21 protein-coding genes and 1 tRNA gene are annotated in these 23,358 nt (G+C 68.6%); 11 read left to right on the plus strand and 11 right to left on the minus strand.

Annotated elements, in window-relative coordinates; translation table 11 throughout:
- Window positions 1-105 precede the first annotated feature (105 nt).
- Window positions 106-3,339: a carboxyl transferase domain-containing protein gene (locus tag ACFTS5_RS17370; RefSeq protein WP_378631860.1), complete on the minus strand. Its 3,234-nt coding sequence runs from the start codon at window positions 3,337-3,339 to the stop codon at window positions 106-108.
- Window positions 3,340-3,591: 252 nt separating this feature from the next.
- On the opposite strand from ACFTS5_RS17370, the gene ACFTS5_RS17375 reads away from it, so the two are divergent.
- Window positions 3,592-3,665 (plus strand) — tRNA-Asp (locus ACFTS5_RS17375).
- A 62-nt stretch (window positions 3,666-3,727) separates the two neighbouring features.
- Here ACFTS5_RS17375 and ACFTS5_RS17380 read toward each other — a convergent pair.
- Genes ACFTS5_RS17380 through ACFTS5_RS17390 form a run of 3 tightly spaced genes read right to left on the minus strand, consistent with a single transcriptional unit; the run spans window position 3,728 to window position 6,393 of the window.
- Window positions 3,728-4,756 (minus strand): hypothetical protein, encoded by a 1,029-nt coding sequence (locus ACFTS5_RS17380; protein WP_378631862.1) that lies wholly within the window; start codon window positions 4,754-4,756, stop codon window positions 3,728-3,730.
- A 9-nt stretch (window positions 4,757-4,765) separates the two neighbouring features.
- Window positions 4,766-6,076 carry a hypothetical protein gene (locus ACFTS5_RS17385; protein WP_378631865.1) on the minus strand — a complete coding sequence of 437 codons (1,311 nt, stop codon included), beginning with the start codon at window positions 6,074-6,076 and terminating at the stop codon, window positions 4,766-4,768.
- The gene (locus tag ACFTS5_RS17390) at window positions 6,076-6,393 is read right to left on the minus strand and encodes a hypothetical protein (protein WP_378631867.1); all 318 of its coding nucleotides are present in this window, start codon (window positions 6,391-6,393) and stop codon (window positions 6,076-6,078) included. The genes ACFTS5_RS17385 and ACFTS5_RS17390 overlap by 1 nt, the downstream gene beginning before the upstream one ends.
- A gap of 212 nt (window positions 6,394-6,605) precedes the next feature.
- Between ACFTS5_RS17390 and ACFTS5_RS17395 the strand changes: the two genes are divergently transcribed.
- Complete coding sequence (locus tag ACFTS5_RS17395) at window positions 6,606-7,292, plus strand: GAP family protein (RefSeq protein ID WP_378631870.1); 687 nt, start codon at window positions 6,606-6,608, stop codon at window positions 7,290-7,292.
- Window positions 7,293-7,415: 123 nt separating this feature from the next.
- Entirely contained in the window at window positions 7,416-8,135 is a 720-nt protein-coding gene (locus ACFTS5_RS17400; RefSeq protein WP_228536832.1) for a polyprenol monophosphomannose synthase, read from the plus strand.
- A 58-nt stretch (window positions 8,136-8,193) separates the two neighbouring features.
- Here ACFTS5_RS17400 and ACFTS5_RS17405 read toward each other — a convergent pair whose 3' ends face one another.
- Window positions 8,194-8,628 carry a DUF6069 family protein gene (locus tag ACFTS5_RS17405; protein ID WP_378631873.1) on the minus strand — a complete coding sequence of 145 codons (435 nt, stop codon included), beginning with the start codon at window positions 8,626-8,628 and terminating at the stop codon, window positions 8,194-8,196.
- 152 nt (window positions 8,629-8,780) lie between these two features.
- Between ACFTS5_RS17405 and ACFTS5_RS17410 the strand changes: the two genes are divergently transcribed.
- From ACFTS5_RS17410 to ACFTS5_RS17420, 3 genes are all read left to right on the plus strand, one after another.
- The gene (locus tag ACFTS5_RS17410; protein WP_378631876.1) at window positions 8,781-9,329 is read left to right on the plus strand and encodes a hypothetical protein; all 549 of its coding nucleotides are present in this window, start codon (window positions 8,781-8,783) and stop codon (window positions 9,327-9,329) included.
- A 93-nt stretch (window positions 9,330-9,422) separates the two neighbouring features.
- Window positions 9,423-9,983 (plus strand): copper chaperone PCu(A)C, encoded by a 561-nt coding sequence (locus ACFTS5_RS17415; RefSeq protein ID WP_378631878.1) that lies wholly within the window; start codon window positions 9,423-9,425, stop codon window positions 9,981-9,983.
- Window positions 9,976-11,181, plus strand: a complete 1,206-nt coding sequence (locus ACFTS5_RS17420) for a Dyp-type peroxidase (RefSeq protein WP_378631881.1) — start codon at window positions 9,976-9,978, stop codon at window positions 11,179-11,181. The genes ACFTS5_RS17415 and ACFTS5_RS17420 overlap by 8 nt, the downstream gene beginning before the upstream one ends.
- A 39-nt stretch (window positions 11,182-11,220) precedes the next feature.
- On the opposite strand, the gene ACFTS5_RS17425 is transcribed toward ACFTS5_RS17420, so the two are convergent.
- Window positions 11,221-12,633, minus strand: coding sequence for an HAD-IB family hydrolase (locus tag ACFTS5_RS17425; protein WP_378631883.1), 1,413 nt, complete (start codon window positions 12,631-12,633; stop codon window positions 11,221-11,223).
- A complete protein-coding gene (locus ACFTS5_RS17430) occupies window positions 12,633-15,050 on the minus strand; it encodes a glycerol-3-phosphate 1-O-acyltransferase (RefSeq protein WP_378631886.1) in 2,418 nt (805 codons plus the stop codon). Before ACFTS5_RS17430 ends, ACFTS5_RS17425 begins: the two co-directional genes overlap by 1 nt.
- A gap of 248 nt (window positions 15,051-15,298) precedes the next feature.
- Between ACFTS5_RS17430 and ACFTS5_RS17435 the strand changes: the two genes are divergently transcribed.
- A complete protein-coding gene (locus tag ACFTS5_RS17435; protein WP_378631889.1) occupies window positions 15,299-16,594 on the plus strand; it encodes a salicylate synthase in 1,296 nt (431 codons plus the stop codon).
- A 106-nt stretch (window positions 16,595-16,700) separates the two neighbouring features.
- Here ACFTS5_RS17435 and ACFTS5_RS17440 read toward each other — a convergent pair whose 3' ends face one another.
- Complete coding sequence (locus tag ACFTS5_RS17440; protein ID WP_378631891.1) at window positions 16,701-17,927, minus strand: helix-turn-helix domain-containing protein; 1,227 nt, start codon at window positions 17,925-17,927, stop codon at window positions 16,701-16,703.
- A 463-nt stretch (window positions 17,928-18,390) separates the two neighbouring features.
- On the opposite strand from ACFTS5_RS17440, the gene ACFTS5_RS17445 reads away from it, so the two are divergent.
- Window positions 18,391-18,621: a hypothetical protein gene (locus tag ACFTS5_RS17445; RefSeq protein ID WP_378631894.1), complete on the plus strand. Its 231-nt coding sequence runs from the start codon at window positions 18,391-18,393 to the stop codon at window positions 18,619-18,621.
- Window positions 18,618-18,794, plus strand: a complete 177-nt coding sequence (locus tag ACFTS5_RS17450; protein WP_378631896.1) for a hypothetical protein — start codon at window positions 18,618-18,620, stop codon at window positions 18,792-18,794. Before ACFTS5_RS17445 ends, ACFTS5_RS17450 begins: the two co-directional genes overlap by 4 nt.
- 61 nt (window positions 18,795-18,855) lie before the next feature.
- On the opposite strand, the gene ACFTS5_RS17455 is transcribed toward ACFTS5_RS17450, so the two are convergent.
- Window positions 18,856-19,386: a hypothetical protein gene (locus tag ACFTS5_RS17455; RefSeq protein ID WP_378631899.1), complete on the minus strand. Its 531-nt coding sequence runs from the start codon at window positions 19,384-19,386 to the stop codon at window positions 18,856-18,858.
- 157 nt (window positions 19,387-19,543) lie between these two features.
- Between ACFTS5_RS17455 and ACFTS5_RS17460 the strand changes: the two genes are divergently transcribed.
- Window positions 19,544-20,203, plus strand: coding sequence for a hypothetical protein (locus ACFTS5_RS17460; protein WP_378631901.1), 660 nt, complete (start codon window positions 19,544-19,546; stop codon window positions 20,201-20,203).
- Window positions 20,204-20,277: 74 nt separating this feature from the next.
- On the opposite strand, the gene ACFTS5_RS17465 is transcribed toward ACFTS5_RS17460, so the two are convergent.
- On the minus strand, window positions 20,278-20,508 hold the full coding sequence (locus tag ACFTS5_RS17465; RefSeq protein WP_378631904.1) for a hypothetical protein: 231 nt from the start codon (window positions 20,506-20,508) through the stop codon (window positions 20,278-20,280).
- Between the two features lie 733 nt (window positions 20,509-21,241).
- Between ACFTS5_RS17465 and ACFTS5_RS17470 the strand changes: the two genes are divergently transcribed.
- Window positions 21,242-21,769 carry a hypothetical protein gene (locus ACFTS5_RS17470; protein ID WP_378631906.1) on the plus strand — a complete coding sequence of 176 codons (528 nt, stop codon included), beginning with the start codon at window positions 21,242-21,244 and terminating at the stop codon, window positions 21,767-21,769.
- Here the strand turns inward: ACFTS5_RS17470 and ACFTS5_RS17475 are convergent.
- Window positions 21,702-23,354: a (2,3-dihydroxybenzoyl)adenylate synthase gene (locus tag ACFTS5_RS17475; protein WP_378631909.1), complete on the minus strand. Its 1,653-nt coding sequence runs from the start codon at window positions 23,352-23,354 to the stop codon at window positions 21,702-21,704. The two genes, ACFTS5_RS17470 and ACFTS5_RS17475, sit on opposite strands and share 68 nt — an antisense overlap.
- Window positions 23,355-23,358 lie beyond the last annotated feature (4 nt).

A 23,358-nucleotide genomic window follows, 5' to 3' on the forward strand; every position in this document is an offset into this window, starting at 1 on the left:
CAGTCCTGAATCTATTGAAAGTTGACGTCAACTTCAAGTCTGAGCGCATGCTCGGTGTGACCGGCTGGAAATATGCCGTAAATCACACAGAGAGCGAAGGGGGTATCAAATGGCCGAGCTGTCCCACGACCCTCCGCGCGCCCGGCCGTCGACGAGGGTGGCGATCCAGGTGCGGGTGTCGGCGGGGTCGATCACATCGTCGAGTTCGAAACCCGTGGCAGCGGTGAGCGCCTTGCCCTGCTGGTAGGCCATGGCGAGCAATTGCTGGAACAGCGTCTCGCGCTCGTCCGGATCCGTAACGGCGGCGAGCTCTTTGCTGAAGCCGAGCCGAACGGCGCCCTCCAGCCCCATGGGCCCGATCTCGCCGGTGGGCCAGGCGACGGTGAACCGCGGCGCGTGGAAGTGGCCCGCCGCCATCGCCATCGCGCCGAGTCCGTAGCCCTTGCGCAGGATGATGGTGCCGAACGGCACGCTCAGTTGCGCGCCGAGCACGAACAACTTGCTGAACCGGCGCACCGTCGCGGTCTTCTCCGCCTCCGGTCCGACCATGAAACCCGGTGTGTCACACAGGGAGACAACCGGCAGCCCGAACGATTGGCACAGCGTGAGGAACTCGCCCATCTTGTCGGCGGCCTCGGCATCGATCGCACCGCCCAGGTGGTGGCTGCTGTTGGCGATCAAGCCGAACGGTTCGCCGTGTACCCGCACCAGCGCGGTGACGACGCCGACCCCGTAGTCCGGCCGCAGCTCCAGCGCCGAGCCCACGTCGACGATCGCGTCGATGGCGCGGTGGATGTCGTAGGCGCGCAACCGGTTCTCCGGCACCACGTGCCGGGCCAGCCGTGGATCCGGTGCCTGGACATCGTCGACCCTGCCCTGGAAGTAGCCCAGGTACTGCTTGGCCAGTGCCACCGCGTGCGCCTCGTCGCGGGCGACCAGGTCGACGACACCGTTGCGTCGCTGCACCTCGACCGGGCCGATGTCCTCCGGGCGGCAGGCGCCGAGCCCGCCGCCCTCGATCATCGCCGGTCCGCCCATGCCGATATTGGCGTCCGGCGTCGCGATGATCACGTCGCAGACACCGGCCAGGGCGGCGTTGCCCGCGAAGCAGCGGCCGGACACGATCGTCACCAGCGGCACCTTGCCGCGTAGCGCGCCGAGCGCGCGGAAGGTCGTCACGTCCAGGCCCATGCCGGTCCCGTCGGTGTCGCCCGGCCTGCCGCCGCCGCCCTCGGCGAACAGCACCACCGGAATCCGCTTGCGTTCGGCGAGTTCGAAGGCGCGGTCGGTCTTGGCGTGGTTGTTCTTGCCCTGGGTGCCGGCGAGCACGGTGTAGTCGTAGGAGACCACCACTGCCTCGGCGTTGCCGAAGCGGTCGGCGCCGATGGTCGCCAAGCCGGTGACCAGGCCGTCGGCGGGGGTGTTGGCGATCAGGTCCGCTTCGGCGCGTCTGCTGCGTTGCGCGGCGAACGCGAGCGCGCCGTATTCGACGAAGCTGCCCTCGTCGACCAGGTCGGCGATGTTCTCCCTGGCCGTGCGGCGACCGAGCCGGTGCCGTTTGTCCACGGCCGCCGGGCGGGACTCGTCCAGCGTCACGAGGTGCCTGGCGCGGATTTCGTCGACATCGGCGCGAACGCGGTCGGGATCCAGCTCGGTGTGCGCGCCGCCGGATTCGTCCGCGCCGGTGCGGGTGATGATGACCAGCGGATCGCCCGGCGCGACGACCTGGCCGGGGCGGACCAGCACCCGGACGGCTCTGGCGGCATCGGGTGAGGCGGCCACGTGCTGCATCTTCATGGCCTCGAGCACGGCGAGCTGACCGCCCGCGCCGACGTCGGCACCCTCCTCGGTTACCTCGACCACCGTGCCCGCGAGCTGAGCGCGCACGGCCTCCTGCCCTGGATACAGCTCGATCGCGGTGATCGCGACCTCGGGCTGATCGGTCTGCGCCGCTGCCGCCAGTTCGGTCAGCCGCTCGGTGAGGAAGCCGGTGGTGGCGAGTCCTGACTGGAAGGTGCTGTCGGCGAGGATCTCGCGCAGGAACGAGATGTTCGTACCGATGCCGGTCACGGTGAACTCGGCGAGTGCCGTCGCGGCCTTGCGGGCGGCGGCGGGGAAGGACTGTCCGCGGGTGCGGGTGATCACCTTGGCCAGGAGCGAGTCGTAGCGCGGGCTCGGGGTCAGCCCGGAGCGGCCGAAGGTGTCGACCCGCACGCCGGGGCCGGTCGGCGGTGCGAAGGTGGTCAGGGTGCCCGCGGTCGGCACCGTCGAACCGTCGGCCGTCATCGTTTCCATGTTGACCCTGGCCTGGATCGCGATGCCGTCGGCGGCGGCCGGCTCGCCGGTGGAGCCTGTTCCGGTGGAGACGATTCCGCTCGGCAACCCCAGTTCGCCGAAGGGCGTGCCCTGGGCGATCGCGAGCTGCACGGCGACCAGATCCACGCCGGTGACCTCCTCGGTCACGGTGTGCTCCACCTGGATTCGCGGATTCACCTCGAGGAACACGAATTCGCTGTCGGAGACCAGGAATTCGACGGTGGCCAGCCCGCGATAGTCGACGTGGGCGCACAGCCGGGCCGCCGCCGCGTGGAGTTCTCTGCGCCGGGTGTCCGAAAGTCCCTGCGCGGGCGCGATTTCGAGCAGCTTCTGATGCCTGCGCTGCACACTGCAATCGCGATCGCCCAGTGCCAGCGCTGTGCCGCCGGTGGCGACGATCTGGACTTCGATGTGCCGGGCGTTCTCGAACAGCGTCTCGGCGAAGACCGCCGGATTGCCGAAACCGAGCCGCGTTTCCGCGGCGCACTGCCGGTACGCGTCGTCGATCTCCTGCGCGCTCCGCACCACCCGCATGCCGCGGCCGCCGCCACCGGCCAGCGCCTTGATCATGATCGCGCCGGGACGCGTGCCGAAGAACGCGTGAACCTGCTCGACGGTGGTCGGTCCCTCGGTCGCCGGCAAGACGGGGACGCCGGCGGCCACGGCGGTCGCGCGGGCCGAGGACTTGTCGCCGAACAGGTCGAGCACCGAGGGATCGGGGCCGACGAACGTGACGCCGTCGGCCGCGCACGCACGGGCGAACTCGGCGTTCTCGCTGAGGAATCCATAGCCGGGATGCAGGTAGTCGGCGCCGGATTCCTTGGCGGCGGCCAGGATCGCGGAGTGGTCGAGGTAGGACGTCGCGCCGGTGCCCGTCAACCGGATCGCCTCGCCCGCCGCGTGCACATCGGGATTGTCGGCGTCGTCCTCGGCGTACACCGCCACGGTGTCGATACCGAGCTCGGCGGCGGTGCGCAGGACGCGCAGGGCGATCTCGCCGCGGTTGGCGATGAGCAGCTTCACTGGATGTCCTCGGATTCGGTGGCGGTGCGGGTCGGGCCGGGGGCTCGATCAGCGCCACCAGCGCGCCATCGGCGAACACGGACCCGCGCTGCCCTTGCGCGCCGACCCGCCCCGCTCCCGCGCCTCGCTTGTGGTCACCGTCACAAGTGTTATTGACGTTGACGTCAGTGTCAACACGCGATTCGCCGCCTGACCTGTTCGGTTACCGAAACCGATGCCCACCGGGTAATATCCCCCGACGTAACGATGCAAGGCCCTGTAGCGCAGTTGGTTAGCGCGCCGCCCTGTCACGGCGGAGGTCGCGGGTTCGAGTCCCGTCAGGGTCGCAACACGGCAAAGTCCCCCACACCGATCCCGGTGCGGGGGACTTTCGCGTTCGAGGACGTGCTCAGATGCGGTGGTCGATGCTGGTGATGCGGTACCGGCCGGGAGCTACCTCGGTGGTGCGCATGACCTGGTCGATCTTCTCGGTGGTGGCGTCGCCCGGCCATTTCTGGTGGATGGTGACGTTCCAGAGGGTGGGGTCGGCGGCGTCGGCTTTGGTGATGTGGACGCAGTATTTGACGTCGAGGGGCAGCGAGCCGATGCCTTCGGCCAAGGCCGAGGCATTGCCCACATGCGCGTTGTCGGTGACGAACGAACGGGCCTTGGCGGCGTCGCGGTCGACGTAGTAGCTGTATTCGAAGCCGAGGATGGCGCCCTCGGGGCTGGCGGTGTCGCCGCGCTCGGCGCTGATGGTGATCGAGGGAGTGCGGAAGGACTCGCAGCCGGACAGGGCGTGGGCGGGGAGCGGGGGAACCACGGTGGACGTGGTCGCCCGCGAGCCAGGGACGGCGGCCTGGGTGGTGGTGCTCGTCTTGTCGGCGGGGCCGAGAAAGATGGTGGCGGCCACGCCGAGCACGACGACGAAGGCGAGCGCGCCGACCACACCCTTGATCGCGGCGGCGGCCTTCGCCCGGCCGCCGCTGTCGTCGTAGCGTTCGTCGTCGAAGTTCTTGCGGGGCCGCCGTGCGATCTGGCCGCCGCCGCCGAAGTCCTTGAGTCGCGGCAATACCGGCATCTCTACGTGGTCGCCGCTCTGTTCGGTGGCGGTGGCGGTGGCCCAGTCGTTCCAGTCGACATCGTCGCCGCGCTGTGTCTCGACCGGCGCGTCGCCGTCGTTCCAGTCGTTCCAGTCGCCGGTGAACCCGTCGTCGTCGGCGGGGTTTCGATATACCGGCTGGACGGGTGCGGGCTCGAACGGGTCGTTGCTGTCGAACGGTTCCGGGTCGGGTGGCGGCCAGGTCTCGGGGTTCGTGCCGATCGTCTGCGGCTCGGCCTCGCGTCGCCGCCTGCGGCGCCGTTTGCCCTGCGGGCGACGGCGACCGGGCGGCGTGGCATCCGGCGACGTGAAGTAGGCACCGAACGGATTCTCCATCCGGGGGTCCTACGCCGGCGCCGGGACGACTCCCGGTTGACCGTGTTTAGGTGCGGCGGAGGGCTTCTCGGTCTCCTGATCCTGCTGCGGACGGCTGCCGGGCGGAACCACCCCGCCCTGCATCGGCTGCTGGGCCGGCGCCGGTGTGCTCGGAGCCTGTTGGGGCTGTTCGGTTTTCGGCGTCTGGTTGGACTGGAACGGCGCGGACGGCGCGGGGGTATCCGGCTTCGCCGACGCGCCACTGTCGCTGTTCGCCCCGGCGCCGGTGTTGGCGCCACCGCCGGAGCTGGTACCGCCGCCGGTGCTGGCGCCGCCACCCAATCCGCCGAACAAGGTGTTCGTGCCGGTGCCGCCGCCGTTGGTCGACGGCGCGGCGGGTGTGGTGCCCGCGGGGGAGGTGGAGGTGGTGCCCTCGGTACCGGTGACATTCGCGGCGAGAGTGTCGATTCCGGTCGTCGCCAACTCGGAGCCCTTGTCGATCCCGTGCATCGCGACTTCGGCGATCTTGTCGATCAGATGCGTTCCGAAGGTGACACCGGCGTCGATCGCCGCGGTTCCCAAGGACACCCCACCGTCGATCAGGGCCTCTTGCAACGCGATCTGCGCCGCTGTCGCCGGATCGATGTTGTCGTCCTCGTCATCCCACGAGGAGTCGTCCCACGACGACGTATCGGATCCGCCGGTGCCGAGTACATAGACCCCGGGCGCCACCTCCGTCGCGCCGGTGGGCACGGTTACCCCGTTGGTCCCGCCGAGATCGCTGGTGAGCCCCTTGGTGTCCCGGGTGTACTGATCCATCTCGGTGCTGGCATTGCCCACCACCCCGACCGCTTCCGAAATGGCCTCCTCGGCCAGCTCGACGATGGCGTCCAGGTTGTTCTCGTTCACCGCGGGCGCGGCCTTCTTCGCCTTGGCCCGGAAGTCGGCGATGATCGCGTCGACCTTGGCGGCCGCGATCGACTGTGTCGAATACGCCTGCCCGAGCAGCGAGCTCAAACTGGTCCCACGATCGGCCGCGGCCGAGACCTCGGTCGCGGTCTGCCGCAGCGCGGGCGTGGCCGGTGCCGCCGTCTCGGTCGACTCGAGCGCGTACAGCCCGAGCCGATGCGGGTCTTCGGTAGCCGTGGTCGCGGCGGACGCCGACGTCAGCGCGGCGACGACGGACGCGTCGGGATCGGCGGAAGTGTTGCTGCCCAGCGATCTCCGCAACTCGAGCAACGGCACTTCGAGCAGCGCGATCACCGGCTCGATCTTCGCCTCGGCCTCGGCGGGGGTGATCGTGCTGACCGTGGTCTCGGTGACCAGCGATTTGGAACGCATCACGCCACCTCTCCCTCGGCTGCCCGCAGATCGCCCGCCAGCCCGGAATCGATCCCGGTCACGCTGGCGCCGAAGCGATTCAAGATGTCCTGATAGGCGGTGACCAGGTTGCCCGCCGTGCTCAGTGTCGACGCGTGGTCGCCCGCGGCCTGTGTCCAGGCGGCGGCGAATTCACGCCCGAGCACGCCGAGCCCGGACAGGTCGACCCCGGCCGCGGTCGTCGTATCTGTGGCCGCTGTGCCAAGAAGTTCGGAAACCCGAGCTGCCGCACGCTGATAAGCGTCGAGCGCTGACGGGTCGAATGACATTTCTGCCACGATGTCTGCCCCTTCACGATCGCGGATCCCGGCACAGCCGGTGCTGAAAAGCGTAACCACCCAGCGCCGTTTGCGGGGGAGTCCAGTCCAGATGGCAGGATCGATCTCGAGACCGCGCAGGTCAAGGACTTTCCACACGATGTCCGGGTGGTGCTGGTGTGACTGACGGGTCGGCGATCGAAATATGACCGGCGAGTAGGGTCAGCCACGTCATGGATGGGTATCGACTGTTGGCCCTGCTCGGGTTCGCTCTGCTCGACGCGCTCGACGTGCTGCTGGTGGCGATCACCACGGCCGTGGTCGCCGACGCCAGGCTGACCCGGCGCTCGCCGATGACAGGTGTGCTCAGCTTCCTCGGCGGTGTTTTCGCGATCTCCGTGGTCTTCGGCGTGTGCACCGTACTCGGCATCGACTTCCTGGTCCGGCTCCTCGACTTCGAGCTGACCCCCACCCTGCGGTACTGGGGTGAGCTGGTGATCGGCCTGGTGCTGATCGCGGTCGCCGCGCTACCGGTGGACACCACCGTGTCCACCGGTGGTCGCTGGGTCGAGCCGGTGCGCAAACACCCGTGGCTGATGGGCGTGATCGGCTTCACGCTGGGTCTGGCGAAGGTGCCGACCTCGGTGCCCTACCTCGCGGCCCTGGCACTGCTGTCCGCACAGCGCCCGCTGCCGGTGGTGTGGCCGGTGATCGTGGCCGGTTACTGCGCGATCGCCCTGATCCTGCCGCTGGTCGTGCTCGCTGTCGCCATGCGGCGGACACCGCGCGCGCGGCGGGTATACCGCCTGCTCGTGCGGGGCATCACCCGCTTCGGGCCGCCGGTCATCCGGGTGCTTTTCGTTGTGTTCGGCCTCGGATTGATCATCGACGCGCTGGTCCACGCGGGTCGGCTGTGGTGAGCGCCCGCACGGCCACTCAGGAAAGCGTCAGGACCATCGAGTACCGTCATAACGAATCGATGACATGCCCCGTGCCCGCATCCTGGGCCGCGGGGCTATCCAGGTGAGCAGGGAGGGCGACCCTTGAGGGTTACCGTTGTTGTGCCGACCTACAACGAGCGGGAAAATCTGCCGGTGGCGGTGGAGCGGCTGACGGCTCTGCCGGTGTCCGATCTGCACGTGCTGGTCGTAGATGACAATTCACCCGACGGCACGGGTGATGTCGCCGACAAACTGGCCGCTGAGCTGCCGAATGTGGTGAGCGTGCTGCACCGCACCGAGAAGGACGGCCTCGGTCGCGCCTACATCGCGGGCATCACCGCGGCGCTCGACGAGGGTGCCGACGTGGTGATCCAGATGGACGCCGATCTGTCGCACCCCGCCGAGGTGATCCCGTCGATGCTCGAGAAGCTGAGCTCCGACGATGTCGGCGTGGCGCTGGGGTCGCGCTACGTGCCCGGTGGTTCCACCGCCGCGGAGTGGAAGTGGTATCGCAAGGCCCTGTCGGCCTGGGCCAACTTCTACGTGAACCTGATCCTGCGCCTGGGCGTGAAGGACGCGACCGCCGGTTTCAAGGCCTGGAAGGCCGACACCCTGCGCGCGATCGACGTGGCCTCGATCCGTAGCAACGGCTATTCGTTCCAGGTCGAGATGAACTACCGCGCGATCAAGAAGGGCTACACGATCGCCGAGGTGCCGATCCGCTTCGAGGAGCGCACCGTCGGCGCGTCGAAGATGAGCCTGAAGGTGCAGCTCGAATCGGCGCTCATGCCGTGGAAGCTGCTGTTCGGTCGCTCGGTCTAGAAACCGGCACGCGAAAGGCCCCGCCGTTCCTCGGCGGGGCCTTCGCTGTGTGTTCGGGTCACTTCGCGGTGATGCCGCGACGCACACCTTCCAGCGCGATCACCATGACCGGCACCAGCACCACGTGCATCACCGACAGGGCGATGGTGGAGGCGGTGTCGAAGTCGGCGGCCACGGTCAGCCCGATGGTCGCGATCGACAGCACCGATCCGACCACGGCGGCGGTCCGCAGCACGCCGGTCCACACGTAGGACAGCAGCACGGCGACGGTCAGCCCGATCAGCACCGGCACCGCCGACATCATGATCACGCCGCCGGGTGCGGCATCGGTGACCTTGCCGTCGGCGATCGTGGTGAACGTCCCGCCCGCGGCGGCGCCGACGGCCCAGACGATCAGGTTCAGCACCACGGCGGTGGCAGCGGCGCCCAGCACGGCCACGGGCCGGTTCAGTGCGGGAACGGTGTAGGTGGCGGGGGCGGTGGTGGTGGTCATGATGTTCTCCCTCATTCGGTGGTGAGACCATCATCAAACCCAAACAATGGTTAAGGTCAAGTCCTTCTTCGGAATTCGGGTGCGGCGCCGATGAGATCCCGGTCATACGCCCTGATCCCGATATCTACGACACGTAGTCGTAGCATGGCTGAGTGCGTTCACCGACGGATCACACCGCGCGCTTACGCGGCGCCGCGGTGGGTGCCGCCTCCGGTGCGGTCGCCGTACTCGCGCACGGACTCGGGGGCGCTACCGCCCTTCCCGCCGGCTCGTCGATGGTCCTGCTGTTCGCCGCCTGCGCCCTGATCGGTGTCGTGGTCTCCGCGCTGCCACGCGGGCACAGTCCGGTTTCGACCATGGCGGTGCTGGCTGTCGGCCAGTGTGCCGGGCACACCGCGATGTCGCTGGGACATGTCCAGCACCATCCCCTTTCGGCCGCGATGGTGCTCGCGCACCTGGTCGCGATCCCGGTCGGCGCGATCGCGATTCGCGCCGCCGAAGTCGGCGTACGCCGGGCGATCACCAGCGTGCGTCAGCTGGTTCTCGTGGTGGCCGGGGTCGTGTGCCCTCCCGCGCGTCCGGTCCGGCTACCCGCCGCCGACGAGCGCGCGGTAGTCCGGCAACTCCTGCTGCGACCGGATATCGGGCTGCGTGGTCCGCCCCGAAGGGGCGCGACCGCACTCACCCCCGTACCGGCGTAGCGCGACGCCGCTGAATCCCACCGTCCCGGTGGATGATTCGCTGTGCCTGCAGACCGGTCCGGGGCCCACCTCACCCGATGATCGGAGTTCTTCATGTCCGCGTACACGCGTACCCACCTGCGTTCACCCCGCGCTGCCCGCCGTCTCGGCGCCGCGACCGCACTGTCTGTCCTCGCCCTCTTCGCCACCGCCTGCTCGGGTTCCGAACCCGCACCCGATGCCCCCGCATCGGCGGGTGACCGGATCACGATGAGCGACCAGTGGATCAAGGCCGCCGACTCCGGCATGTCCGCCGCTTTCGGCAACCTGCGCAACACCGGGGACGCGCCGGTCACCCTGGTCGCCGCGACCAGCCCGGCCTCGGACCGGGTCGAGATCCACGAGGTCGTGCCCGACAGCACCGGGGCCAAGACCATGCGTCCCAAGGAAGGTGGCATCACCATCCCGGCGCACGGTGAAGTGACACTGAAGCCCGGCGCCGAGCATCTGATGTTCATGGATCTGAAGCAGCCATTGCGTACCGGTGCGCAAACCTCGCTCACCCTGACCTTCTCCGACGGCTCGAGCACCGTCATCAGCGCCCAGGTGCGCGATTTCGCCGGCGGCAAGGAGAATTACACGCCGGGCTCCGAGAACCCCACGCACGGTGGCTGATCCGCATGCCGGGCTCTCCCGCCGCCGGTTGCTCGGTGGGGGAGCGGCGGCAGCGGGTGTCGTCGGCGCGGCCGGAATCGGCTGGGGCGCGGCCGGTCTCCGGGATCGGGAACGAGAACCCGACGTCGGGCGCGAGGTTGTTCCGTTCTACGGCACGCACCAGGCCGGCATCGAGACGACGCCACCCGGTCACGTGGCTTTCGCCGGTTTCGACCTCGCGCCCGGGGTCGGACGCGAGGACGTCATCGGCCTGCTCCGGATCTGGACCGACGACGCAGCGCGGCTCACCCAGGGCGTTCCCGCGCTGGCCGACACCGAACCGGAACTCGCGGCCCGGCCTGCCGGGCTCACGGTCACGGTCGGTTTCGGTCCCGAGCTGTTCACCGTCACCGGTCTCACCGCACGACGACCGCGGTGGCTGCGGCAGCTGCCGCCGTTTCCCGTCGACCGGCTGGAGCCCGCCTACACCGGCGCGGACCTGGTACTCCAGGTCTGCGCTGGGGAAGCGACGACGGTCGCGCACGCGGTGCGGGTGCTGTCCAAGCATGTGAAGTCGCTGGTGACGGTGCGGTGGGTGCAGCGCGGCTTCCGGGACGCGCCACGCGGCCAGACCATGCGCAACCTCATGGGCCAGGTCGACGGCACCGTCAACATCACCCCGCGCACGGTCGACTTCGATCGTCTGGTGTGGGACGACGGCGCGTCGACGCCGTGGCTGACGGGCGGCACCTCGCTGGTGCTGCGCCGGATCGCCATGGATCTGGACCGCTGGGACGAACTCGACGCCGACGGCCGGGAACTGACCGTCGGCAGGAAGGTCACCACCGGTGCGCCGCTCACCGGCACCGCCGAGAACGACGAACCCGATCTGGCGGCGGTAGACCGCAACGGCATCCCGGTGATCCCGCCGTCGTCGCATGTCGCCCGCGCCAGGCACACCCACGACGGTGAACGGTTCCTGCGGCGCGGTTTCAACTACGACGAGGCGCCCGCCCCGGGGCAGCTGTCGAATTCGGGACTGCTGTTCGTCGCCTATCAGCGCGACGTCGACGCCCAGTTTCTGCCTGTGCAGCAGCGGCTGGCGGAGTTCGACGCGCTGAACGAATGGACGACACCGGTGGGCTCGGCCGTCTTCGCGATCCCGCCCGGCGTCCCCGCTGCCGGGAACTACCTCGGACAGCAATTGTTCGAGAGCTGAGAGAGTCCGGCCGGGCGCACTCCACGCCCGGCCGGAATCTCAGTCGGGTTCCGGCCAGTTCAGCAGGGTGGTTTCGAACAGCTGTCGCACGCCTTCCACCTCGGCGTCCATGTCGGCCGGGTCCCAGCCGGAGACGTCGATCGGCGCCAGCACCGCCACGTCGACGATGCCGGGCCGGGCGATCGGTGAATCCCGCCAGGCGATCTCGCCGGCGTTGCGAACGACCACCGGGATCACCGGCACGCCCGCCTGGATGGCGATATGGAAGGCGCCCTTCTTGAACGGACCGACGCCGGGGGTGAACGAGCGCGTTCCCTCCGGGGCGACCGCGATCGAGAGCCCGTCGCGCAGGGTCGAAACGACCGGGGCGAGTGCGGCTTTCGCGCGCTCGGTGTCGGTGCGGTCGATGAAGGTGACCCCGACGAACCGCATCAGCGGGCCGAACAGGGGATGGTTGGCGAGTTCCTTCTTGCCGATGCCGGTTACCGCACCGTCGAGCACCTTCGGGACGATGATCACGTCGAACTGGCTCTGGTGGTTGAACAGGAACACTGCGGGCCTGGGTGCGCGGGCGTTCTCGGCTCCGACCACGCGCAGCTGTACGTCGATCGCGCGCAGGGTGGCGGTGGTGGCGTCGTGCATGAGCGCGTCGGCCATCGTCTGGCGTTTGCCGGTGTAGGACTTGCGAAGTACGCCGATCAGCGCACCGCCGATGAGCCCGGCGAATCCGGCGATGGTGCGCAGGTAGTCGACGGGGCGTGGAGCCCGGCGCAGCCGGAACGTCAGGATGGGCCAGTCGTTGCCGACGGCGATCGCGGCCAGCGCCGGGTCCGGGTCGACCACGGTCGGCCGGGTGGCGAGTTCGAGCAGGGGCAGGTCGGTCACGCTGTCGGCATAGACGTAGCCGATCTCCAGGTTCGCGGCGAATTCGGCTACCGCCGTGGCTTTTCCGGCGCGCCACACCGGGGCGCCCGCCGGGTGGCCCGTGAGAACACCGTCCTGGACGGCGAGCTCCGTGCACACCACGTTGTCGATGCCGAGCCGCTCGGCCACGGGCCGGACCTGGAATCGGGTGAGCTCGCTGACCACGATCACGGTGTGCCCGGCCAATTGGTGCGCGCGGACGAGCTGCCACGCCTCGGGAAACAGCCGCCCGTAGATCTCTTTGGCGAAAGCCTTGCGGCCCAGCTGCTCGAGCTCGGATTCCGTGGCGCCCGCCCAGGTCTGTTCCACGGCGTGCAGGAACCGTCCGTAGTCACCATCGGTGCCACCGCGCTGGATGCCGCCGAGCAGGGTGGCCAGGCGTCCGTCGCCACGACGGAACACCTTGCGTGCCAGTCCACGTCGTGGCAGGCCGTCGACTACGGTGCCCCCGAAATCGAACACCGCGGCGATCCGCGCGCCCTGCGGACCCGACCGGATCGCGGACACTGCTTCGGCGAGTGTGCTCATCAGTTCGTGTTCCTGTTCGACGGATCGAGCGAGGCCGCCCGGGCGATGCGTTCTCCGAGATCACGCAGCTGGTCGGCGAATTCCTGGCGCTTGCTGATCAATTCGGCCTCGGCCCCTGTGTCCGCGGGCGCGATGAGGCCGTGGTTGTCGGCCAGTTTCCACGCACTGGTGAACAGTTCCGACGACACCGATTCGGGGCTGTGCAGCCGCTGCTGCAACAGCATCTGCTTGCCGACCGCCACGCATTCGTCGATGAATTCCTTGCGATCGATCGTCGCGTCGGCAGCGCGGGCGACCAGACGCTCGGCCACCACCAGCTGCGCGTCGAAGAACGATCGCAATACCCGGTGGGCCATCACGAACCCGGATTCGGTGACAGCGCCGAGGAATTGGCGATCCAGCCGATCGTCGGGGGTGTGCTCGTCCCATTCGGGCACGATGAGGCGCACTTCCTCGATGATCTGTTCGGCGAACTCCTGCCGTTCCGGGAAGAAGAATTCGAACTTGAGCAGATCGCGCAGCGCGAAGGCCGCCTTCCATGCCGCCCGCAGCGGATCGTCACCCGGCTGTTCCACCGCGGTCAGGGCGGCCAGCTCGAGGATGGCCCGGTTGACGAACCAGTGCACCGCGCTGTTGCGGTAGAACGCCGCCTCGAGGTGTACCCCGGGTTCGATCGCGTACACCGGCTCCAACCCGCCGCGGTACACGGTGACAACACCCGCGAGCGCGAGCTGCTCGAGCACCACCCGTAGGCCCTGTTCGTCACGCAGCGTGGACAATTCGCCGCTCGGCAGCCCGCGCACGGCGATGTAGCCCAGCACCGGGTCGAGCACCGTGCGCACCTGCCCGAGGGTGAGCGCGCGTTCGTGCACGCCCAGCAGGGCCAGGGTGACCAGCGCGTTGACGGTGATCGGGGTGACCGCGTTGATGCCGACCGCGACGTCGAAAGCCAGGCGCTGCACCGCTTTGTGCTCGGCGTCGGCGACGGCTTTCTCGTCGGGAACGGTGGCGGAACCGGTCTCGGTATCGCGCAGCGGAATGGTCACCGGGCGCTGATCGAGGGGGTCGCCGTGCACGCCGAGGCGCTCGCGTGCCGAAAGAGCCTCGCCGAAGCGCACATACACCCGTCCCGCCGAGTGCTGCTGAAGCCGGACATATTTCGCGAGCCAGCCGATGCCCTCGGCCTTCTTCGTGCCGCCTGCCTGTTCGCTCGCGATCGCCCCGAGCTCGTTGAGCCGCTCGTAGGTGATCGAGACCGGCACCAGCATCACGTCGTCGACGCGCCGCGAACGGACCGCGGCGGCAAGGTAGTTGAGTAGTCCGTAACGCGGCGGGCGAAGCTTGCCCGTCCTGGTGCGCCCGCCCTCGAAGTACCACTCCATATTGAATCGCTTGGCCAGCAGGTAGGCGAAGTACTCCTCGACGACCGCCTTGTAGACCTCGTCGTCGCCGAAGCTGCGCCGGATGAACACCGTGCCTGTGCGTCGCGCGATCGGTCCCATCGGCCAGAAGTTGAGGTTCGCGCCGCCGATCACGTGGTTGGGTGGAAAGTCGTTGCGCGCCAGCACATCGCCCAGCACGAACGCGTCGACATAGGAGCGGTGCGAGGGCAGGAACACGAGCGGGTGCTTGCGGTTGAGCTTGCGCAACGCGTCGAGGCCGCGCAGATCGGTGTCGACCTTCCAGGTCGAGGCGTGTACCGGTCGCATCGCCTGGGTGAACAGGTCCGAGACCAGCCGGCTCTGCGCGGCGACCAGCTCGCGCAGCGCCTTCTCCGCGTTGCGGTACACCTGGTCGGGTTCGGAGCCGATCTCGTCGGCGATGTAGTCGAGCTTGCGCTGGAATTCGGGGGAGTCGAGGATCTCCTCGGCCACCAGCTGGGGCACCTTGTATCGATCGCCGATGACGGTGCGTTCGGCACGTTCGAGCGCGACCACGGCGGCGCGCACGACCGCACGCGCGAACGGATCCGCCGAGCCCGCGCGCAACAGTGCCGCGGCCTCGGGATTGTTGGTGCGCAGCGCGCTGAGCCGGGCGGGTGCGCCGACCAGCACGCGGTGGCGGTCGGGTTCGGTGCGCAGCAGCCTGCGCTGGACGAGCCGGTTGGGTTTGCGCGGATTGGTGAGCATCGCCAGGTCGGCGAAGGTCACCCGGCGCACGCCGTCGCGTTCGGGCGGCAGCCACAACACCCGGACGGGCACCACCAGCGGGTCGTCGTGCCTGCCGACAAGGCGTTTGGTGATGGCCTTGGCGTCGAGGTCGAGCTGGGTCACCGGGGCCGTGGAGTCGATCTCCCTGCCGAGACCACCCTGGGCGATCCAGTCGCCGATCACTGCGCGTTCGACGCCGGAGGCCGCGTCGACCAGGGCGACCACCGAGTCTGCCTGCGGGCCGCGCCGCCCACCTTTGTCGATCATTGCTCCATTCAAGCCGCAGATCTGGTTCGGCGCACCGAACTCGGTCCACAGCGCGTTGCGCGACGCGCGGACAGCGGGCGATGTCCGGTGCGCGCGGCAGTGCTGGTGGTTTGCCCGCTGGAGCGGAAGTGGCGAAGAATACCCAACACGGGTCTGGTCAAACGGCGAGGTAATGCTAACCTAACCAAGCAAAGTTAGGTCAGCTTTACCTTGGAGGATCGTTGTCGTCGACGGAACAACCCGTACGGGTGGAGTATGTGACCGACCCGGCGGCAGCGATGTCACGTCTGGCCGTCTCGGATCGATTCGGTGAGTACGTGATGTACGAACAGCCCGGTGTGTGGGTGTTTGCCGCCGATCCGCTCGGCAGCGTCGAGCTCGATGCCGGTGAGCTGCGCACTGTCTGGGGCGGTGAGACCACCGCACGCGCCTGGACCGGCAGCCCGGCCACCGCCATCGATACCGCGCTGGCAGGCCTGCCGCTCGACGGCCGCAACGCCTACGGCTGGATCGGCTTCGAATTCTGCGCCTACTCGCTGTCGGCGACGCACTATCTCAATCCGCTGACCTCGTTGGCGCACCTGATGATTCCGCGAATCGAGGTGCGCGTCGACGCCACCGGCGTGCGGATCAGCGGCGCCACCCCGAGCGAGGCGTGCGACATCCACGATCTGATCGCCGGCTCGCAGGGCGTGGACCTGCCGGTGCCGACGCCGGTCGACGTGCGATCCGACTCGACGAACTACGAACAGCGCGTGGCCACGGCGGTCGCCGAAATCCGTTCCGGCAGCTACCAGAAGGTGATTCTGTCGCGCAAGGTCGAGCTGCCGTTCCCGGTGGACGTGCCGGCGACCTATCGCCTCGGCCGGGCCAACAACACCCCCGCCCGCTCGTTCCTGCTGCGGCTGGGCGGGCTCGAAGCGGCCGGGTTCAGCCCCGAGCTGGTGGCCTCGGTCGACGACGATCGCATCGTCACCACCGAACCGCTGGCGGGTACGCGGGCGTTCGGGCTCGGTGCCGAAGCCGATGATGCCGCCCGCGCCGACCTGCTCGCGGACCCGAAGGAGATCGTGGAGCACGCGATCTCGGTGCAGACCTCCTTCGCCGAGATCGCGGAGGTGGCCGTGCCGGGCACGTCCGCGGTCTCCGATTTCATGGCCGTGCGCGAGCGCGGCAGTGTGCAGCACCTGGCGTCCACCGTGCGTGGCACCCTGGCCGCCGACCGCACCGCGTGGGACGCGCTCGAGGTGCTGTTCCCGTCGGTGACCGCCTCCGGTATCCCCAAGCGCGCGGGCGTCGACTCGGTGTTCCGCAACGATCACGATCCGCGTGGGCTGTACTCCGGTGCGGTGGTCTGCGTTTCGCCGACCGGCGCGTTGGAGGCGACGCTGGTGCTGCGGGCGATTTACCAGACCGGTGAGGGTGCGTGGTTGCGCGCCGGCGCCGGAATCGTGGGGCAGTCGCGTCCCGAGCGTGAGTTCGAGGAGACCTGCGAGAAGCTGGGCAGCGTGGCGCCTTACGTGGTCAAGGCCTACAAGGGCTGACCGCTCGTCGCGACTTCTGCCGGAGAGACATTCCAGGCCCGGCGGGTAAATCCGCCGGGCCGTCGTTGTCGGTGCGGGTGCCTCGCGACCCGCTGGTGAGCCTCGGTCAGGCCGTGACACCGAGCCGTCCCGCCAAGGCGCGGGACTCGCGCTCGTTGAGCCGACCGCCGTTCGTGACCAGTTCGGCGACGAGCGAGCGCGCCAGCGGGTGGCACCTCATCGACTCCTCACTAACGGCGGTACCCGTGCGCAGCGCGCCGAGCGTGCCGAGCCAATCCCGCTGTTGCGCGTACGCGCGGGACAACTCCAGCCACAACCGCGACCGGCGGTCGACCGACGGCACCGCGTCCGGGTCGACGACGCTCGCCGCGTCGAGCGCGCTCCCGGACTTGCGCAAGTCCACCTGTACCGACACCGCGCTGATTTCGGTGTTCGCGATGCCGAACAGCGTCCACGGGTGCGCCGATCCGGCGGGCAGGGCGCGCGCCATCCCTATTGCCTGATCTATCCCGCGCAGCGCGTCACCCTCCCGGCCGATCCGGGCGGCGGTAATCGCGCCGTGCAACTGACAGGCACCCCAGAGCGCTTGTGCATCCTGGTCGCCGTCTAGGTGCGGTTCGAGTAGCGCGACGGCGTCGGACGCGAGCCGGTAGGCGTCTTCCTCGCGGCCTGTCGAGCGCCAGACGTTGCCGAGTACCCACGACGCGGACGCGAGCGTCACAGGGTCGTCGGCGATCTCGGCGGCCGACATGCAGCGGTCGGCGGCGAGCCATAACAGCGGGGCGTCGGCGACCCACGCAAGGACTTGTTCGGACAGGGCGTAGGCACCCGACAGAGCAACAGCAGCGGCGCGGCGTTCCTGCCCGTCGAGGGTGCGCAGTGCGCGGCGGCCGTCACGGATGAGTTCGGGCAGCATCGCGCCCGCGTCTGCGCGGGGCGTAGCCGATGTGTGCCACAGACGCCAAGCGCGCTCGACCCGCGCGCCGAGCTCGACAGTGTCGATAAGCGACGGCGACGGGGTGAGGTCGACACCCTCGATCGCCTCGCGGATCGCGGGAACGACGGGGTGTCCGGCGCGGCGGGAGATGCCCACCAACAACTCATGGTCCCCGGTGATCTCGGTCAGGTCCCGCACGCCGAGTGCCTGCCCGATCTTGAGCAGCATCTCAAGCCCCGGCGGGTGCTGTAGGCGGCCCTTCTCGACGTCGCGTAGCCAGTCCTCGGACCGGCCGACGAGACCGGCGACGACGGCGCGGGTCCGGCCGGTGCGCGTGCGAATGTTCTGGATGCGCTCGCCTATCGCGCGGGCGGCGAGTTCGTCAGGAGTCGGCATTGCGGCCTGCCTTCTTCGCGGGATGGGACCGCCTCGCGGATACCCCCGGCCCGTCGGCCGGGGGCGCTGTCCTCCGCGAAGAGGTCACCTCAGGATAGGGCCGCTGGTGACGTCTCACCAGGGACTTAGGTAGGGGGAATCCCCCTATCTCGCACGGTGGTTCGTCGCTACCGGTTCGCTCGGCGCTCGGCGCTCAGGATTCACACAGCCCCACCGCCGGGGTATGTCGGGCAAGAATGCTCGGCACGTCGGGCGTAGTGAGCTGCGCGGACGATGGCGAAATGCTCGCCGGCGGTGGGCGCACACCCGATACGCATCCAGCACCACCAGGGGGACCCGTGACACTCGCCCAGCGCACGCCGAACACAAAGCGCCCTTACCGGACCACTATCGCGCCGCCGACTATCATTCGGCGACTGTTGGAAGCGCTCGACTGGTGGGACACGACCAGCAAGCGGGCGTCATGAGCGGCGCGATACAGCCCGACCTATGCGAGCTCACCAAGCGGGCCGCGCTGCGGTCGATGGCGATTCGGAAGGCGCACGAACCGCCGTACGGGTGGGAGCTCTACAGCCCGTTCCGGGTGGTCGTAACCGGTTCGCTCGATAACGTCGCCGATTGGCTCACGGCCGCCGAAGCGCGCGACGACGAACCGCACTCGATCCGCCTCGCGGGCGTGAGGGCCGACGGGTGATCGCGCTCGGTTTCGCGCTGGCGGTCGGCCTGCCGCTGTTCGTGCTGTTCGCGTCGATCGTTTGGCCGGAACCGATCCCGCCGGACCAGACGGTGGCCGCGATTCGCGAGCGCGTCGAGGCCGAACGCCGCCGGGAGATCGACCGACTCGGCCGACGCCGTCTCGACTACTAGTGAGATCGAAATATCAACGGCTACAGCCGATCTCGCCTAGCGGTGGTTGTCGGGACAGGATCTACGCCGACGGCATAGGTACGGCGACAGGCTCGGCCTGTCCCTCCCATGTCAGATACAACTCGGTCGGTAGCGGCCCCGAGCCCATCTCGATAAACAGCATGAAATCGTGGCCGCCGTTTCTAGGGACGGTCAGGCCGTCAGGCAGGTTTTCGTTGGTGCACAGAACCCGCGACGAGTCGGCACACACATTGGCCGCTGTCTGAGTGCCGATGTTCCGCAGGCGAAACCGGTACTCATTCACCCCCTCGATTTTCCAGTCGACGTCGGCGGGCCGACTGGCCGCAAGCGCTTCTTCGGCTATCCGGTTCGACTCCTCGGCCGCGTCCGCACTGCGCTTCGCCTCGATGGCGGCCTTGTCGGCGGCATCGGCCGATTTCTCGCCAGCGGCGGCGGCGCGGCGTGACTCGGCGAGAGCTTGCTTAGCCGTCTCGGCCTGACTACGGGCGTATTTCAACGCCCACCCTGCTACGCCGGTGCTGCCGAACGCCATCACGGCGGCGACGGTGGCGATGATGTCGGATGTGTCCACGACGCAGAGAATAGGGACGGGCCCCGACACGTCCCGTTTCCACACCTAGGTGTGGAAGCCGAAGCGCGGCCGAGGGTTAGCAGTCCGCGTAACACCAGGTCGGAGGTGGCGATAGGTAGGAACGCGGTGAGAAACCGGCCCGAATGGAGTAACCGACATGGTCTCTGATCAGAGTGACGCCCGTGGTCAGCGCGCACTCAGCCGACGCCGCCGGACAACGGTAATCGTTGTCGTCCTTGTCGCTGCATTGGCCGCAGCTGCCGTCATTTGGTACCGGATTCAGTCCGACGAGACGAGATTGCGCGATGACCGCGTTCCGCGATCACTCGACTGTGCAACGGTGGCCGGTGGCCGGTTCAAAACCCCACCGATCGAGATGGAAGCGTTCGAGATCGCCCAGAACAGCACTGACTACGTAGAGTTTCGCGCCACGTTCTCATCGCCACCTGCTCAGCACGCGGTACCGAACAAGGATGTGGTCAGTCAGCCGCGCACCACCCTGGAAATCAGGATGCACAAGAAGTCGGCGGTGATACCGGTGGAGAATGAGCGCTTCGCGCCGCGAAGTGACGACACCTACTCACTTGCGTTTGCGCTGGAAGACAGGTACGACCTCACGGTGTACAACGAAGGAAATTCGCCGGTAGTCCCTCCCCGGCATGTTTCTGTGGAGCAGCGCGGCGATGAAGTCATCGTCCGTATTGATCCCGACGAATTTCCTGGCCTGCCAGCCGGAAAATCCTTCGGACTCTGGGCAGGTGCTTACTACGACGCCCACACCTTTGGAGGCCCCTACAACAGGGTCGCCTGTCGCTAACTGTCCTTAGTTCTGCTCTGGCGATCTCCACGTTCTACAGCGACGCCGACCAGCACAGAGCTCCAGGACAGGCACTAGGCATGGAAGCCGAAGCGGGGCCGACGGTTCGACAGTGTCACCTCATGGCGGCCGGGGTAGTAGTCGGCGAGTTCGTAGGTCCCGCCGGTGAGGTCGGCGGCCCCGGTGGCGTCGCCGTCCTCACGTCCGATGGCGAACACCTCGCGGCCGAACACTCGCACGACGATCACGCCCCGGCGCCGAACCGTGCTCGACGATATGCCCGGTACGCCTGCGTCTGTCGCCACCCCTCCCATCCGAGCGCCTCGGCCTCGGCCCGCTCGGTGTCGGTCGCGGGTCGCCGGTGCGGGTCGTAGTGCGCGCGCCATCCCATTGCGACACTGACGGTTTCGCGCTCGACAGCGGAGAGGGCTACGCGCGCCGTCGGGTCCGATCCGCTGGTACCCCACTTGCGGCTCACGCGCTCACCACCGACCCCAGGTCGGCCGCGAACCGCTCGCGCAACCGGAGCGGTCGCGGTCCGGGGGTTTGGGTAGTCCGGCCCGCCGACGAGCCTGTTCAGCGCGACAGGTTCGGCAGAACTGGCGGCCGTCGCTCGCGACATAGACACGGTCGGGGAGTTGACGGTGTCCGTTGGCGCACACCTCATCACGCGCGACAGCGGCTCGGAGTTCGGCGACCCGTGCGGCGCGTAGGTCGGGGGTCGGGTCCGGGTCGGCGTACTACCACCCCGACCGGAACTCGACGCGGTGTGTCCAGCCGGCGGGACGGCCGTCCATGGTCGCGCTTGTTCGACATGGCGGGGTTGGATGACGCGCTGGAGGTGAACTCGTTCGATCGGACGACGCAGAGCACCCGAAGCGCACCCCGGCCGCGAGCGTTCGCCGTGGAGCAGTACGCGCAGTATCGCCAGCTCGAAACCGGCTACTTCGCGCGTCCTCGGTGCCGGACCGACCGCCGGTTTCTGGACATCACCGAACTGACCTACGAACTCGCCGGGCGCTCGGCGAGGCGCTCGCGGTGCGGTGGGAAGACATCGACTTCGACGCGGGAACGGTCGAGAATACCGGGACGATCGTCGACAAGGACGACACCGGCAAGAAGAAAGTCCGTCGCCAGGACTACCCGAAGACCGACGAGTCGGCCAGGGTGGTCAAGGTGTCGGCGGCGTGCCTGTCGATGCTGCGTAAGCGCAAGCTCGCGGCTCGGCCGGGCGCGGTCCTGGTGTTCGAGGACCGCCAGGCGGGCCGATCAACCCTGACGATATCCGGGGTGTGGACCGGAAGATTGTCGCCGGGACCGAGCTCGATTGGTCGACCCCCGGAGACTTTGCGGAAGACCGCTGTTACCCGCGTATTCGCCGCGCACGGCCTCGGCGCGGCCCAGGAGATGGCGCGGCACAAGCCGGGCAGCAAAGTCACGCAGACGCACTACATCGACCGGGACGGGACCGTGGTCGACTACTCCGCCGCACTGTCGCCTAGGTCTGGCCATAAGTCGCGGAGAGGCGGATCAGCGCCTTCTTGTCGATCTTGCCGACCGCGGTGATCGGCAGCGCGTCCGCCTGCCGGACCAGGTCGGGGAGCTTGTAGGTGGCCAGGCCGCGTTCGGTGAGGAAGGTCTTGATCTCCCCGAGGGCGGGCAGTTCGCCGGTGACTACCAGGACCACACAGGCCTTTTCGCCCAGCGAGGCGTCGGGCAGGCCCACCGCGGCGGCATGGCGGACGGCGGGGTGGGCGAGCAGGTGCTCCTCGAGTTCGTCGCAGGAGATGTTCTCGCCACCGCGGTTGATCACATCTTTGATCCGGCCGCTCACGACGAGGTGGCCGCTGGGCAGCTGGCGGACGAGGTCGCCGCTGCGGTAGAAGCCGTCGGGAGTGAAGGCGCGCGCGTTGTGTTCGGGCGCACGGTAGTACCCGCGCAGCGTGTAGGGGCCACGGGTGAGCAGTTCGCCCTCTTCGCCCTGGGCGACGTCGTTGCCGTCGGCGTCGACGACGCGCAGTTCGTCGGCGGGGGAGAGCGGGCGGCCCTGGGTGGTGTACACCAGTTCTTTGTCGTCGTCGAGACGGGTGTAGTTGAGCAGCCCCTCGGCCATCCCGAACACCTGCTGCAAGGTGCAGCCCAGCGCGGGCTCGACCTCGCGGGCGTTCACCTCGGCCAGTCGCGCGCCGCCCACCTGCAGCAACCGCAGCGAGCTCAGTTCGGCGTCTTCCCAATCCACTGCCGCGCTCCACAATTGGGCCAGCGGCGGTACGACGCCGGTGACGCTCACCCGGTGCTTCTCGATCGCGGCGAAGGCGGCCTCGGGGCTCGGGTCGAGGGTGAAGGCGACGGCGCCGCCGGTCGCGACGGTGCCGAGGATGCCGGGGCAGGCCAGCGGAAAGTTGTGCGCCGCAGGCAGTGTCGTGAGGTAGACGTCGTCGGGGGTGAGCTCGCAGATCTGCGCGCTGGCGGTCGCGTTGTAGACGTAGTCGTCGTGGGTACGCGCGATCAGCTTCGGCAGGCCCGTGGTGCCGCCGGAGACCAGCATCACCGCGATATCGGACGGATCGATCTCGGGCAGCGAATCACCGTCGCGAGCAACCGAATCCAGGGCGAGGAATCCGGATGTGGTGCCGTCCCCGGTGTTCGGATCTCCCGCTACCAGTACGTGGCGCAGGCTCGGCACCGCCTGCTGCACGGTGGTGGCCAGTTCGCGGTAGTCGAAGTCGCCGACGTGGTCGGGGATGAGGTAGGCGACCGCTTCTGACAGCGCGGCCAGGTGCTCGATCTCGGCGCGGCGGTGCGCGGGCAGGGTGAGGACGGGGATGATCCCCGCGCGCAGCACACCGAACAGGGCCGTCGCGAACTCGGGGATGTTCGGCAGCTGCACGATCACGCGGTCGCCGGGATTGATGCCGAGGGCCAGCAATCCGTGCGCCATCCGATCGGCGGCGGCATCGAGTTCGGCGTAGGTCTGCGCACCGGCGTCGCTGAGCACCGCGGGTCGCTGCGGCTGGGTCCGCGCGGTGTCGCGGAGGAGGTCGCCGAGCGTTCGCCCGGTCCAATAGCCCGCGGCCCGGTACTCGTGCGCGGCGGCCTCGGGAAATGGGACGTAGCCCTCGCGGTGGCCGGTTGCCGATGTCGACGTCACGTAC

Origin of the sequence: Nocardia sp. NPDC056952, from assembly GCF_042674185.1 — a bacterium.
GTDB lineage: Bacteria > Actinomycetota > Actinomycetes > Mycobacteriales > Mycobacteriaceae > Nocardia.

What these genes read in the sequence shown, in the direction of transcription:
- ACFTS5_RS17380 (WP_378631862.1), bottom strand. Translation starts at nt 4,756, where the DNA reads ATGGAGAATCCGTTCGGTGCCTACTTCACGTCGCCGGATGCCACGCCG.
- ACFTS5_RS17385 (WP_378631865.1), bottom strand. Translation starts at nt 6,076, where the DNA reads ATGCGTTCCAAATCGCTGGTCACCGAGACCACGGTCAGCACGATCACC.
- ACFTS5_RS17395 (WP_378631870.1), top strand. Translation starts at nt 6,606, where the DNA reads ATGGATGGGTATCGACTGTTGGCCCTGCTCGGGTTCGCTCTGCTCGAC.
- ACFTS5_RS17405 (WP_378631873.1), bottom strand. Translation starts at nt 8,628, where the DNA reads ATGACCACCACCACCGCCCCCGCCACCTACACCGTTCCCGCACTGAAC.
- ACFTS5_RS17415 (WP_378631878.1), top strand. Translation starts at nt 9,423, where the DNA reads ATGTCCGCGTACACGCGTACCCACCTGCGTTCACCCCGCGCTGCCCGC.
- ACFTS5_RS17425 (WP_378631883.1), bottom strand. Translation starts at nt 12,633, where the DNA reads ATGAGCACACTCGCCGAAGCAGTGTCCGCGATCCGGTCGGGTCCGCAG.
- ACFTS5_RS17430 (WP_378631886.1), bottom strand. Translation starts at nt 15,050, where the DNA reads ATGATCGACAAAGGTGGGCGGCGCGGCCCGCAGGCAGACTCGGTGGTC.
- ACFTS5_RS17440 (WP_378631891.1), bottom strand. Translation starts at nt 17,927, where the DNA reads ATGCCGACTCCTGACGAACTCGCCGCCCGCGCGATAGGCGAGCGCATC.
- ACFTS5_RS17445 (WP_378631894.1), top strand. Translation starts at nt 18,391, where the DNA reads ATGAGCGGCGCGATACAGCCCGACCTATGCGAGCTCACCAAGCGGGCC.
- ACFTS5_RS17460 (WP_378631901.1), top strand. Translation starts at nt 19,544, where the DNA reads ATGGTCTCTGATCAGAGTGACGCCCGTGGTCAGCGCGCACTCAGCCGA.